Here is a 13080-nt window from a genome sequence, read left to right on the forward strand (position 1 = left end):
CCAGATAAACATAGAGCAGCATGGTGCGATTGGCCTCGCGCACCACGATGTTGGTGGCGGCTTCGATCCCGGCGTTGCCGGCGGCCAACAGGAACTGGCGATCGTCGCTGCTGTTTTCCCTGGCGAACTTGTCGGCAATCGCCACCACGGCGTCCAGGGTCTCGGCTTTGTGGTCCTTGAGAAAAGCGATCACCGGCATCAGCGAGCAGTCGGTGTTGAACAGCTCCGGTGCATTGACCGAGGCCTGTTGCGCGGCATAGTTCAGCACGTTCTGGTTGCGCTGGATGCTGTTGAGCTTGGGGTTGCCCTCAAAGGTACCGGCGGTGATCTGCCGTACCGCGTTGACCAGCGAAGCGGTCGCCTGCACGCCCGGAGACTGTTGCAGCTCCCAGGCCAGGCGGTCGGCGAGGATCAGGGTCTGGTAGTTCAGGCAGCCTTCCGCCGGAGTCTTGATCATCACCGCGAACAGGTCGCTCGACAGCGCGTAATGCTGGGTGATGTAGGCGTTGTCGCGGTTGTAGCGCGAGTCGGCCCGCAGTTCTGGTGCCCCGCTGTCGAGGTCGCCGATTTTCAGTTGCAGGCTGACCACGAAACCGCCGATGCCCAGCAACACGGCGACCAGCACCGTGCCGGTGGCCCACTTGCGCGTGGTGAAACGGTCGAGCAGGTCCCACAACTTGCCGAAGCCACGATGTTCGGCGGCACGGGTGTCGATCTTCAGTGCCCGCTCCGCGGCCTTGCGCCCGACGCCGATATAGGACAGCGCCACCGGCATCAGTAGCAAGGAAGTAAAAATCAGCACCGCCACACCGATGCTGGCAGTGATCGCCAGGTCCTGGATCACCGGGATATCGATCAGCATCAACACGGCGAAGCCCACGGCATCGGCCAGCAACGCGGTGACACCAGCGATGAACAGACGGCGAAACGTATAGCGCGCGGCGATCAGCTTATGCGTGCCACGGGCAATGTCCTGCATGATGCCGTTCATCTTCTGCGCCGCGTGGGATACGCCGATGGCGAAGATCAGGAACGGCACCAGCACCGAATACGGGTCGATGGCATAACCCAACCAGGCAACGATGCCCAGTTGCCAGACCACCGCGATCAGCGAGCAGCCGACCACCAGCAAGGTACTGCGCACGCAACGGGTATAGGCGTAGATAATGATCAACGAAGTGAACACGGCCAGGCCGAAGAACATCATCACCTGGATCAGGCCATCGATCAGGTCGCCCATCAGCTTGGCGAAACCGATGACCCGGACCTTGTACGGGCCCTTGCCCTCAGCACCGGCCTTACGCGTCGCGCTGTCCCCGGCGAACTCGATCTTGTCGCGCAGCCGCTCTTCGAGCATCTGCGAAAAGGCGTGGTAGTTGATGCCCTGGCCGGTGGCCGAGGCCTTGTCCAGCAGGGGTACGACCAACATGCTCGACTTGTAGTCGCTGGCCACCAGGCTGCCGACGATGCCGGCACGCCCGATGTTCTGGCGCAGCTGTTCGATCTGCTCGGGTTTGCCTTCATAGGTATCGGGCATCACCGGGCCACCCTGGAAGCCTTCCTCGGTGACTTCGGTCCAGCGCACCGCAGGCGTCCACAGCGATTTCATCCAGGCGCGATCAACACCTTCGGTGAGAAACAGCTCGTCGTTGACCTGCTTGAGGACCGTCAGGTAGTTCGGGTCGAAGATATCGCCCTGGGTGTTTTCCACCACCACCCGCACCGAGTTGCCCAGGCCGCGCAGCGAAGCGCGGTTCTCGAGGAAATTCTGGATGTACGGCTGGCTCTGCGGGATCATTTTTTCGAAGCTGGGGCGCAGTTCCAGACGCGTGGCGGCCATGTAGCCCAGGACCACGGTGGCCAGGGCCATGAGCAGCATGAACAGCGGGCGATGGTTGAACACCAGCCGTTCGAGCAGATTGCCGGAGCGTCGATCGAAGTCGCGCAGATCGCGGATCACCGGCATGTTGTCTTGCTTGGTAGGGGCCATGTGTGAGTACTCGCTCTATTATTCTGGCTCTTGTTCTTCGAGAAGCGTGCGGGCACCACGGCTGCCGACCACGACCAGCGCACCCTCGCCAACCGCTGTCGCGCCAGCCACCGGGGACGGGGATTGCTGCGCCACCCACTGCAAGCGGACGCTGTCGTCCTTGGCCAGCAACATGTGACCGGCCTGGGTGAAAAACCGGTAGTGACCTTGAGCATCGACGGCGACGGCGGTGATGCTCACTTGCAATCCGCTTTCCAACGGGGTCCAGCTCAGCCCGCCGTCGGTGCTGCGCAATACGTTGCCGCGCAGGCCGTAGACCACCACTTCGCCAGGCTTGCCGACCACGCCGAAAAAGCTGCCTTGATACGGTGTTTGCAACGCAGCGAAACGCTGCTGCGAGCTATCCCACTTGAGCAGCAACCCCTGCTCTCCCGCGATGTACAAGGCATCGCCGGTCGAGTTGATCGCGTTCAAATGGAAGTTCTGCGGGTTGTCGGTGCGATCCTGAAAAGGCGTCCAGCTTTGGCCGCCATCCTCGGTACGCAGGATCAGGTTGAACACGCCGACCGCGTAACCGAGCTTGTCGTCGGCGAACCAGACGTCGAGCAAGGGTTTGTCGGCGCCCTCTTCCTCCAGCCGCTGACCTTCAGCGACCAGCAGCGGCCACTGTTCGTTGGCCGGCTCGGCATCGGCCAGCTTCGAGTAATGCTTGACCAGCAATGCGCCGATCTCACGACCGTCCAGTTGCTTTTTCCAGGTCACGCCAGCGTCACTGCTGTGCAGGATGACGCCATCGTTGCCCACGGCCCAGCCTTGTTCCCGGGAAGAAAAGTAAACGGCATTCAGGTCGCTGCTGACCGGAACGCTGGCCTGCGACCATTTCTTGCCGGCGTCGTCGGAATAAAGAATATGGCCGCGCTGGCCAACGGCGACCAGGCGCGGCCCCGCATTCGCAACGTCGAGCATGGGACTGCGGACCGCCAAGGCACTGAGCCTGGCGGGCAGGTCCAGCACATCGACATAGGCACTCGCCTGGGCACCCGTCTGCCACAGCGCCAACAGCATCACCAGCGCCTGCAACCTGCGCTTGTTCAATGAACCCATAGTGCGTCCTCCTGGCAAAACCGGGCCGTGCTGCACACGAGATGCAGCCGGCCTGCTGGTGTAACGCGCTTAGCGAATACCGTTACCGGCCAGTGCGTCCGGTGACCACTGCGCCTTGGTGAGGGGTGCGATGTACTTGATGCCGCCGTAGGCGCCGGACAAACCGTTGATGTTGTAGGTCCCGCCCACCAGGTCATAGATCACGTGTGGCGTAGTGTTGGGGGTGGTCACGTCGTAGCTTTGCGAGAGGAAGCTGAAAGAGCCACGGTACAGTTGGCCGCGCGCATCGTATTGATCGGAGGCCAGGGCCACCCAGCTGTCCTCGTCCAGATAGAAGCGACGCTTGGCATAGACGTGACGGGCACCGGCCTTGAGCGTGCCTTCCACCACCCACACACGATGCTTCTCCCAACGCACGAATTGCGGCGCCAGGTGGTTGGGTGTGGTCAAGGCTTTCGGGTCCTTGATGTAGCTCAGCGCGTAGGTGTTGTACGGCACGATCATTTCCTGCTTGCCCACCAGTTTCCAGTCATAGCGATCCAGCGCACCGTTGAAGACATACACGTCGTCATAGGTGCCCGAGCCTGCCGTGCCCGGGTTCGGTGTGTCATAGGCCAGGGTCGGCGCCAGCTTCACCCGGCGTTGCCCCGGCAGGTACTGCCAGGCACGACGTGCCTGGGCGAGCGGGTTGGCGGCGTCCTTGAGCATGATCGCCTCGCCCGCCCGGCGCGCGGGACCTGTGTAGAACAGACGGGTCTGGAAGTAGGTGTCCTTGCCATCGATGACCTTGCCCGGGTCTTCGAAGATCGGAAACGAGTTGACGATCTCGCCGCTGGTGGCAAGGATTTGCGCGCCTGAGGCATCGACGTTCCAGGAGTCATACTTGGTCGAATACGCCACCCCCTGATAGCGCAGCAGGTGGTTCCACATGGCTTCGGCACCTGACTGCGGAATCGGGAAAGGCACACCCGGCAGGACGTTCTCGATGGCGTTGCCACCCTCCAGGGACTTGGCGCCGGTGGCGTTCTTCAAGCTGTTGTCCAGTACGCTCTTTGGCAGGGCCACGCTGCGATGAGTCGGATAGACCTCGACGCGGAAGCTCGGAAAACGCGTGGCCAGTTCGACCGTGACGGCCGTCAGCTGGTTCTTGTACTGCGCGACATTCTTGCCATCGATCACCAGCAGCGGCTTCTCGCTGGCGTAAGGGTCGGGACGCAGGGTATCGCCCGATTTGAAACCTGCTGGCGCGGTCGTCAGGCCGCCGGTATAGGCCGGAATGGAGCCGTCGGCGTTGCCGGCTTTTTCGGCGCCCACGGCGGTGAGGTTGCTGCCCAGCTTGCTCGCGTCGGCGGCGGGCACGGCGGCCTGGACCAGGCCGGCGAAGGCCAGCGCGACGGAGGCGGTTAACAGATTGTGCATGCATTTCATGGTGTCGTTCTCCTGATTGCTTTTAAGCAATCGCGAATCAGAAAGTTGTCTTGAAGGTGGCCGTTACCATGCCGCGATCCTTGAGCTGAGCCGGTGTACCGCCAAAGGCGGTGGTTTGCCCGGGCGTGCAGTTGTACTGCCCGTTGGCACCCGGCGCAGCGCCGTCTCCCTGGCTGCCAGCGCTGCCTGGCGAACTGCAAGTGTCGAATGGACCGAAGTTGTCCACGTATTTCAGGTCGAAGCGATATTGGTTGTGCACGTCGAAGCCGACGCCGACCGAGTAGCTGCCGGAATCTTCGTTGCCCCCCAACTGGACGGCGGAATTGCCGTTGAGGCCGACGTTGTAGGTCATCGGCAGGTACATATCGATGCCCGGGAAGACCTGGTACCAGGTCGGGTTGAAGTTGACCCCAATGATGTAGTTGTCCTTGGTCACCTTGTCGGTGCCGCGGTACCAGTCCTCGCCCTTGAACAGCTGCTTGTTGTCGGTCACCTTCAGCCAGCGGCTGTAGCCGAGCTCGACCAGCAATGAAGAACTGTCCCACAGCGGTGTGTCGCCAAATGTGGTCAGGCCGTTGAGCACCGCATGCACGGTGTTGCCGCGGGCCACGCCGTCTTCGCCATCGAAGCCGCCAATGAAGCCTGGCCGGCCGGCAGCTGCCGCGGCCGGGCTGACGGTACCGGCGACGCTGGCCAGGGGCATGTTTTCCCGGTAGTTGAGGTCGAAGCCGACGCTGACGTCGCCGACGCTTTTCGACAGGCTGATGCCATAGATATCGATGTCGTCGACGTAGAACTGGTTGTAGCTGCCGATGTTGCCGGAGATCAGTTGGGCCGGGCCGACAGCGGTCGGCTGCAGCACCAGGTTGGGCAGGATGTCGGACGTGTTGCGGTAGTAGATGCCGAGCGTGCCGTCGAGCCATTCCGGGCTCCACTTGGCCATCAGGCCGAAGTCGCCGCGCTTGTCCGGTTCGAAGGTATGGCCATTGCTCAGGCGCAGGAACTGGTTGGCACCGATCGCGCCTGAGGCTCCAAAGAACGGATTCTGCCCACCGATCAGCGACAGGTTGTGCCCGCCGTTCTGGATGCCGTCGTTGAAGCCCAGGTAGGTACCGGACTCCGGCAGGCGCGAAGCGTCCCAATCGAGGAAGTACTGCGCGCCGAGGGTCAGTTCCGGGTTGACCGTGAAGCTGACTGACAACTGATTGCGCGGGATGAACAGTTCCTTGGCTTCGGTGCCGGGCACCGCCAGCGCCTTGGTAATGTCCAGGCCAGACTGGCCGTAGCTGTTGCCATGGGCAAAGGCCAGGACACTTTCGCCCCAGTACTGGGTGTGCTTGCCGAGCTTGGCGCTGAGGATCGAGTCTTCGCCGATTTCTGTGCTGCCGAAGACGAAGGCATCGAGGATCTCGGCCGATGGGCCGTTGTAGTAACGATCGACATAACCGCTGACGTGGCGCGAATCCGGCCGGCCATCGTTGAGCTGGTTGGTCGCCGCGTTGTCACTGCCGACATTGTCGTAGGCATGGTCGTACCAGCTGTTGGCGCTGATGCGAAAACCGGCTTTCTTCTGGTACGTCACGTCCAGTTCGGACAGCACATCCAGGCGCTGGGACACCGCACTGCCCGAGGAGAAGTTGCGGTTGCCGTCGTTGTTGTTCCATGAATTGGCCAACTTGCTGTTAGCACTTTCGACCCGCTGGGCGTAGTTGAACTTCAAGGTGTTATCGAAGCGCACGGTCCAGTCTTCGCTGCCGGTGTTCAATTCAAAAGCCTGTGCCGCCGGCAACATGGCGATGAACAGCGCCGAGGCCAGCAGCGTTGGCTCGAACACGCCAGCACCATGAGTCTTGATTACCCGCATCGGTTGTCTCTGTGGTTTTTGTTGTTGTTTTGCGTTCATGGAAATACACCTGGCTATTCAAAATTCGGGCATGACAGTGCCCACCACTCATAACCCCGTCAGGGGAGCGTTCAATTCATTCAACGAGATCCAGTCAATAGCGCCGGTGTCAGTACATCCGCGTTATTGAACGACCAGACTCAACTTCAGAGTCGTATCATCATCAACACCAACCCCAGCAAGAACACCGTTTCACCGACCATCAACAGGATGGGTTTGAACCCCACCGTGGCCAGTTCCTTCAACTGGATTTTCATCCCCAGCGCACTGATGGCCACGACCAGGCACCAGCTGGACAATTGATTGCCCAGGCCCTGCACCACCGGTGGCAACCAACCCAGGCTGGTCACCGTCGCCAGCACCACGAATGCCACGGCGAACCAGGGCAACAACGGTGGCCGCTCACCCGTGCCCTGCCCGCCCTGGACGCGGGTGATCAACACCGCGCAGACGATCACCGGCAGCAGCATGGCGATACGCATCAACTTGACCACCGTGGCGGTATCGCCGATGTCATGGGACATGCTGTACCCGGCACCGACCACCTGGGCGACGTCATGGATGGTGGCGCCGAGAAACACCCCGGCTTGCAGCGGGTCCAGGTCCAGTGCCCGGGCAATCAGCGGATAGACGATCATCGCCAGGGTCGACAGGCTGGACACGCCAATGACCGTGAACAGTGTCGCCCGTTCCTTGGCCTGGTGGCCCGGCAACGCCGCCGCCAGGGCCAGTGCCGCCGACGCGCCGCAGATCGCGGTGGCGCCGCCGGACAACAGGCCGAACAGTGCATTGAAGCCCAGGGCACGCGCCGCCAGCATCGACACCACGATGGTGACCACCACCGACACGACCACGATCAGCACCGGATGCCAGCCCAGCGCCACGATCTGCTCCAGCGAGATACGCAAGCCCAGCAAGGCCACGCCCACGCGCAGGATTTCCCGGGCGCTGAAGTCGATACCGGCTCTGCTCGGCCCCGCCGCCAGAAAGTTCATGGCCATGCCGAGCAAGAGTGCCAACAGCATCACCGGCGCGTGATACTGGTCAGCCAGGAAACGCGCGGCAATGGCGACCACGATGCTCGCCAGCACACCCGGTAGATACAGGCTGGTAACCGACTGCAATTGAAGGACCGCGGACCTGGCCATAAGCTAAACCTTGATACCCATTGTCGGCATCGCACACGCGCTTCCACGCTTGATACGCGCCGCCACATAAAAGAAAAACCCACCCAGTACCAGGGCGAGAATGTCGCTGACCAGCAGCACATGGGTCAGCGGCGAGTCCGCTCCGGCACCTGTCAAGGCGTCGCTGACCCAGCCGACGACAAAGGTGCCCAGTGCTACCGAAAACAGGTTGAGCAGCAGCATCGAGAAGCCCATGACCGTCGAACGCATGCGCACCGGGACCGCGCCCTGAATGGCAGTGGTCGCAGAACCGTAGAGCGACATCAGCATGAAGATGCCGACCGCCATTCCCACGTAGAACAGCGGTGAATCCACCGGTACCAGGCGATAAGCGATCATGAACGGCGCGCACACCAACATCAGCAACGCCAGCACACTGCCGTGGCCGCCCTTGAAACGAGGGGCTAGGCGGTCGCTCAGAATGCCGCCGGCCAAGGCGCCCAACGAGCCGAATACGATTTGCATCGCGCCCAGGGTCATGGCAATCGAGGCCGGGTCCAGTCCCCTCTCCCGGGTCATCCACAGTTGCGCGAATGAAATGCCCGGATAGGCCAGGTGGGCCAGCACGAACCCGGTCACGGTGTAGCGCACGACGCGGTTGCTGCGCAGTTCACTGAACACGGCGGCCATCTGTGCGGCGAGGAGTTCGCCCCGCTCCTGCACCGTGCAATGGCTGCGTTTGTCGCTCATCAGCATCAACGGCAAGCCAATGATCACCCCGGCGATGCCGAGGAAATGGAACGTGGTGCGCCAACCGTGGGCAGCGCCGAGCGTGCCCGCCAGCAGAAAGCTGCAGCCAATGCCCAACGGAATGCCGAGGTAAAACAGTCCCACCGCGGTGCCCCGGCGCTTTTCCGAGAACAGCTCCATCAACAGGGCCGTGGCGGCGGGCACCAGCGCAGCCTCTCCGGTGGCCACCAGAAAACGTGCCGCGACCATTTGCTCGAAGTTCTGGACGTAACCGGAGGCCACCGTACAGACGCTCCAGACCAGCATGCCCGCGCCAATCACCCGTGGTCGACTGTGACGATCGGCCAGGGCGCCGAGAAACACCGCCATCACGCCATAACTCAGCACCCACACCGCGCCGACCAGAAAACCGTACTGCGCATTGTTGATCGCCAGCTCACCGGTGATCTGCGGGGCGAAACCCAGCAGGATATTGCGGTCCACCTGGGCCAGCAGGTGGATCACCATCAGCGTCGCAAGGACGGCACAGGGACTCTTTTTCCAGAACATTCGTCAGTACCTTTGAGTTGTTTTTATGAAGGTAAGGCGCGATGCCACCCGTCCCAGGGGGACTAGCGCATGGTCCGCCGCTTCGGCCCAAGGGAAAGCGCGGTGATGCGATACGCGTCACCCACCCAGTTGCACAGCAGCGGACGGGTACTGTCCGGCTCGATGATGTCGATCACGCCAAAGCGCTCGGCCGTGCGCAGCGGTGAAGCCAGGGCCTGGTAATGGGCCTCCAGTTCCTTGCGCCGCACCAGCGGATCATCCGCTGCAGCGATTTCCTGCTTGTAGGCAGCGGCGACACCACCCTCGATCGGGATCGAACCCCACTGCGCCGACGGCCAGGCAAACCGGTGCGGCAATGCCGTGCCCGTGGGGCCATGCCAGGGGCTGACCATGGCACCGGCGAGCCCGACGCAGCGGCGCAGGACAATGGTGATGACCGGTACGCTCGCCTGTTCGATCGCATGCACGGCCTGCATGGCCGCAATCAACGTGCCCTGCATTTCCGCCTCCTGACCGGTCATGACGCCCGGCTGGTCCACCAGGTAGATCAGCGGCAGGTGAAAGGTGTCGCACAGATCGATGAAGCGGGTCTGCTTGAGCGCCGCCGCCCGGGTCAGCGCACCGCCGCCGACGCGCGGGTTGTTGCAGATGATCCCCACCGAATAGCCGTTGAGGCGGGCGAACGCAGTGATGGTCGACGCACCGAAATCCGGCGACATCTCGAACAGACTGTCCTTGTCGACCAGCGACTTGAGGATCTTGTGCGGGTTGAAGATCTTTCGCCGGTCATGGGGAATGGCGTCGTTGAGCCAGGCGTCACGGCGACCGGGCGCGTCGGTCGAGGCCACACGCGGCGGTTGCTCCCAGACATTGCCCGGCAGGTAGGACAGGAAACGCTTGGCCAGGTCCAGCGCCTCGGCATCGCTGTTGGCGGCCAGGTTGATCATGCCGCTGTGACGATGCACCTGGTCGTAACCACCGAGGTCATTCTTGTCGATATCGATGCCGAACGCCTGCTTCACCACCGGCGGGCCGGCCGCGAACACCTGGCTCTGGCCACGCACCATGATCGACAGGTGCGAGGCGGCAACCCGCAGCGCACCCAGGCCAGCACAGGCGCCATGGGCAATGCCGACCACCGGCACCGCGCCCAGCAGGTTGGTGATCGGCAACAAGGCATAGCCCGGGATCTTGGTGTGACCGAGCTTGTCGAGCAGCTTCACACTGCCGCCGGCGCTGTCGATCATGCGGATGATCGGCAACTTGTATTCCCAGGCGTAGCGATCGGCATAGATCCACTTTTCAGCGACCGCCGCCTCCGACGAACCACCACGAATGGTGAAATCATCGGCCGCCACCACGGTGCGCCGCCGCTCGATCTGGCCGACACCCACCACTGCCGTGCTCGGCGTGGCCGAGGCCATCTTGCCTTCCGGGGTGTACTTCACCGCACCTGCAAGAATGCCGAACTCCTCGAAGCTTTCGCCATCGAGCAGATGCCCGATGCGCTCACGGGCCGTGAGTTTGCCTTGGGCGTGGTGTTTCTCCACCGCTTCGGGGCCACCCAATGCGTAGGCGATTTCACGGCGAGCGCGGATGTCCGCAAGTTCCAGCGACCATTCAGGGGCAACAGGCGTGCTCATGATGATGTCCTCTGCAGGCGCGCGAGATAGTCATCGCGCAGAATGTTCTTCACCACCTTGCCGGCGTTGTTGCGCGGCAGGGCCTCGACGAATTCGATCAGGCGCGGCTTCTTGTAGCCGGCGATCAGGGCCGCGCAATGGCTGCCCAGGGTCTCGCTGTCGAGCGTGGCGCCTTCGCGCCGCACCACAAACGCGGCGATACGCTCGCCCCACTCCGGGTCGGGCAGGCCCAGGACCGCCACCTCGAGTACATGCGGATGGCTTTCCAGGGCATCCTCGACTTCCCGCGCATACACGTTGAAGCCACCGGAAATGATCATGTCCTTGTTGCGCCCGACGATATAAAGAAAGCCCTGGGCATCGAGGTAACCGAGATCACCGGAGTAGTACCAGCCATCTCGAATGGCTTCGGCTTCAAGATCCGGCCGGCGCCAGAAAGCCACTTCGCCGATGCCGTCGGTAGCGATGGCGATCTCGCCAATCTCGCCCACCGCCAGTTCTGCGCCGTGAATATCGCGCACGCTGATCTGCACATTGGCCGTCGGTTTGCCGCAGGAGCGCAGCACGCCGTCTTCGGCGTGTTCGTGCGGATACAGCACCGCCAGCGGCTGGACCGCCTCGGTCATTCCGTACTGCTGGCGCATCACCGGGCCGAAGCGCGCGATGGCGCGCTGGATCAGGTCGACCGAGGTCGGTGCCGTCCCGTAATGGATGCACTTGAGCGACGAGTGATCCGCTTCGGCGCCGCTGTCGAGGGCGTCGAGCAACCGGGTGAGCATGGTCGGCACGCACATCATCTGCGTGATCCGGTGCCGCTGGATCTGTTGCAGCGTGTCCAGTGGCTCGAACTTCTCGAGAATCACATTGCGCGCCCCGCGCAAGTAACAGGGCAACAGATGCACGCCGGCGGCATGGGTCAAGGGACCGACATGCAACATCGCATCCTCCACGCCCAGGCTGTATTCCATGGCGTAGAAATGGTTGGTCAGGCGTTCATACCAGCGCTTGACCGTGTAGGTGACGCCCTTGGGCTTGCCGGTGGTGCCCGAGGTATAGGCAATGCGCAGCAAGGCATCGGGAGACACCTGGACATTCGGCGCCTGCGCTGGCATCGAGGCGAGCAACTGGCGGTAATCCAGTACCTGCGGTGCCTGCCAATCGAGCGCTATCACCTGGCGCAAACCGGCGACGCGATCACGCACGCCTTCGCCGATCTCGCGAAATTCAGGCCCCACCACCAGCAGGCTGGCGCCGGCGTCGTCGAGGATCGCGATCTGCTCGGCCAAGGTGTGCCGGGCATTGAGCGCCACGTAAACCAGGCCGGCCTTCTCGACCGCGAAAACGCTCTCGATCGCCTCGGGCGAGTTGTTGAGCAGCACGGCGACGCGCTCCCCAACCTGCAGCCCAAGGGCAATCAAGGCATGGGCAAGACGGTTGCTGCCCGTCTCGACCTGGTCATAGGTCAGGCCGTTCTCGCCGAAGATCAGGGCGGTGCGGCCCCGGTGTTGCTTGGCTGCCCAACTGAGCATGAGTCCTGCGGTGCGTTTTTTTGTCATGATTTTTTGTCTTATTGTCGACAACCTGACACAGCACTCGGGAGTGTTGTGCCCCCGTGTGGATTATTCCAGGTGATTCAATGCGGCTTGATGGGAAGCGTTGATCAGCTCGACCATCATGTTCGCGGCAACCGAACTGCTGTTTTGCTTGAGCGCTTCGACCAGTTGGCGCCAATGGTTGGCGGAAGCCTGGCGACGCTCCGCTGAACGCAAGCCCAACCGCGTGTAGCGTGCGGTCTGGATACCCAGCGCCCCCATCAGTTCTGCCAGCTGCTTGTTGCCGCAGGACTGGAACAGCAGGGTGCTCAGGCGATAACTGCCTTGGGCATACTCGTCCAGGGCATCCGCTTGCGAGGCAATCAGTTCGAGCCGGGTAACGATGGCGTCCATTTGATTGACGATCGACCCATCCAGGTCGACCAGGTATTTGGCCAGCAAACCGGCCAGAACCGCGCGGATCTCGAACAGATTGTCGATCTCTTGCCTGCTCAATGAGGTCACATGCGCGCCGCGCTGCGGCACGATGGTCACCACGCCGACCTTCTCGAGAATGCGCAGGGCCTCGCGAATCGGACCGCGGCTGACCTGGAAGTGGTCGGCCAGTTCCTGTTCACGCACCGAATCGCCCGGCCCGTATTCACCTCGCAGAATCGCAAGCGTAATGCTTTCGGCAATCTGCTCCGGCATCGTCAGGACGCGCTGGCGACCCGCACGCATGATACCTATTGCACTACCGCCCTTGGCGGCCGACGCCGAACCTGCATTCATTGACATAGACTTCAATCGCACTCCATAAGCAAGACATCCTGGCCGTCTTTCACCACGTCGCCCTCGGCAACTAGAACGCTGACAACGCGCCCCGGCTCGACAGCCATCAATGGAATTTCCATTTTCATGGATTCCATGACGATGAGTATCTGATCTTCTTCAACGACATCGCCCACGCCGACATGGATCTGCCAGACCGTTCCGGCGACATCTGATTTAACCGCGATTGTACTCATTCTCGCCCCCTCCAAAACACTACTGA

10 protein-coding genes are annotated in these 13080 nt (G+C 62.2%); all 10 read right to left on the bottom strand.

The window, feature by feature from the left end; all coding sequences use genetic code 11:
* Positions 1-1990, bottom strand: a 1990-nt coding sequence (locus SOP95_RS27710) for an efflux RND transporter permease subunit (RefSeq protein WP_323609016.1), incomplete at its 3' end; no start/stop codon positions are given.
* A gap of 18 nt (positions 1991-2008) precedes the next feature.
* A complete protein-coding gene (locus tag SOP95_RS27715) occupies positions 2009-3094 on the bottom strand; it encodes a WD40/YVTN/BNR-like repeat-containing protein (protein ID WP_323609017.1) in 1086 nt (361 codons plus the stop codon).
* 69 nt (positions 3095-3163) lie between these two features.
* Positions 3164-4522, bottom strand: a complete 1359-nt coding sequence (locus SOP95_RS27720; RefSeq protein WP_323609018.1) for a DUF1329 domain-containing protein — start codon at positions 4520-4522, stop codon at positions 3164-3166.
* Between the two features lie 37 nt (positions 4523-4559).
* Positions 4560-6386 (bottom strand): DUF1302 domain-containing protein, encoded by a 1827-nt coding sequence (locus tag SOP95_RS27725; RefSeq protein WP_323609042.1) that lies wholly within the window; start codon positions 6384-6386, stop codon positions 4560-4562.
* Positions 6387-6571: 185 nt separating this feature from the next.
* Positions 6572-7573 (bottom strand): YeiH family protein, encoded by a 1002-nt coding sequence (locus SOP95_RS27730; RefSeq protein WP_274077631.1) that lies wholly within the window; start codon positions 7571-7573, stop codon positions 6572-6574.
* A gap of 3 nt (positions 7574-7576) precedes the next feature.
* Positions 7577-8851, bottom strand: coding sequence for a spinster family MFS transporter (locus SOP95_RS27735; protein WP_323609019.1), 1275 nt, complete (start codon positions 8849-8851; stop codon positions 7577-7579).
* Positions 8852-8913: 62 nt separating this feature from the next.
* Positions 8914-10494 (bottom strand): acyl-CoA carboxylase subunit beta, encoded by a 1581-nt coding sequence (locus SOP95_RS27740; RefSeq protein WP_323609020.1) that lies wholly within the window; start codon positions 10492-10494, stop codon positions 8914-8916.
* A complete protein-coding gene (locus SOP95_RS27745; RefSeq protein ID WP_274077628.1) occupies positions 10491-12050 on the bottom strand; it encodes a class I adenylate-forming enzyme family protein in 1560 nt (519 codons plus the stop codon). Before SOP95_RS27745 ends, SOP95_RS27740 begins: the two co-directional genes overlap by 4 nt.
* A 63-nt stretch (positions 12051-12113) precedes the next feature.
* The gene (locus SOP95_RS27750; protein ID WP_274077627.1) at positions 12114-12824 is read right to left on the bottom strand and encodes a GntR family transcriptional regulator; all 711 of its coding nucleotides are present in this window, start codon (positions 12822-12824) and stop codon (positions 12114-12116) included.
* Positions 12825-12829: 5 nt separating this feature from the next.
* Positions 12830-13054, bottom strand: a complete 225-nt coding sequence (locus SOP95_RS27755) for an acetyl-CoA carboxylase biotin carboxyl carrier protein subunit (protein WP_274077626.1) — start codon at positions 13052-13054, stop codon at positions 12830-12832.
* Positions 13055-13080 lie beyond the last annotated feature (26 nt).

Source organism: Pseudomonas sp. YuFO8, assembly GCF_035065025.1.
In the GTDB taxonomy this organism is placed as follows: Bacteria; Pseudomonadota; Gammaproteobacteria; order Pseudomonadales; family Pseudomonadaceae; genus Aquipseudomonas; species Aquipseudomonas putida_AE.

What these genes read in the sequence shown, in the direction of transcription:
- SOP95_RS27715 (WP_323609017.1), bottom strand. Translation starts at nt 3,094, where the DNA reads ATGGGTTCATTGAACAAGCGCAGGTTGCAGGCGCTGGTGATGCTGTTG.
- SOP95_RS27720 (WP_323609018.1), bottom strand. Translation starts at nt 4,522, where the DNA reads ATGAAATGCATGCACAATCTGTTAACCGCCTCCGTCGCGCTGGCCTTC.
- SOP95_RS27725 (WP_323609042.1), bottom strand. Translation starts at nt 6,386, where the DNA reads ATGCGGGTAATCAAGACTCATGGTGCTGGCGTGTTCGAGCCAACGCTG.
- SOP95_RS27730 (WP_274077631.1), bottom strand. Translation starts at nt 7,573, where the DNA reads ATGGCCAGGTCCGCGGTCCTTCAATTGCAGTCGGTTACCAGCCTGTAT.
- SOP95_RS27735 (WP_323609019.1), bottom strand. Translation starts at nt 8,851, where the DNA reads ATGTTCTGGAAAAAGAGTCCCTGTGCCGTCCTTGCGACGCTGATGGTG.
- SOP95_RS27740 (WP_323609020.1), bottom strand. Translation starts at nt 10,494, where the DNA reads ATGAGCACGCCTGTTGCCCCTGAATGGTCGCTGGAACTTGCGGACATC.
- SOP95_RS27745 (WP_274077628.1), bottom strand. Translation starts at nt 12,050, where the DNA reads ATGACAAAAAAACGCACCGCAGGACTCATGCTCAGTTGGGCAGCCAAG.
- SOP95_RS27750 (WP_274077627.1), bottom strand. Translation starts at nt 12,824, where the DNA reads ATGTCAATGAATGCAGGTTCGGCGTCGGCCGCCAAGGGCGGTAGTGCA.
- SOP95_RS27755 (WP_274077626.1), bottom strand. Translation starts at nt 13,054, where the DNA reads ATGAGTACAATCGCGGTTAAATCAGATGTCGCCGGAACGGTCTGGCAG.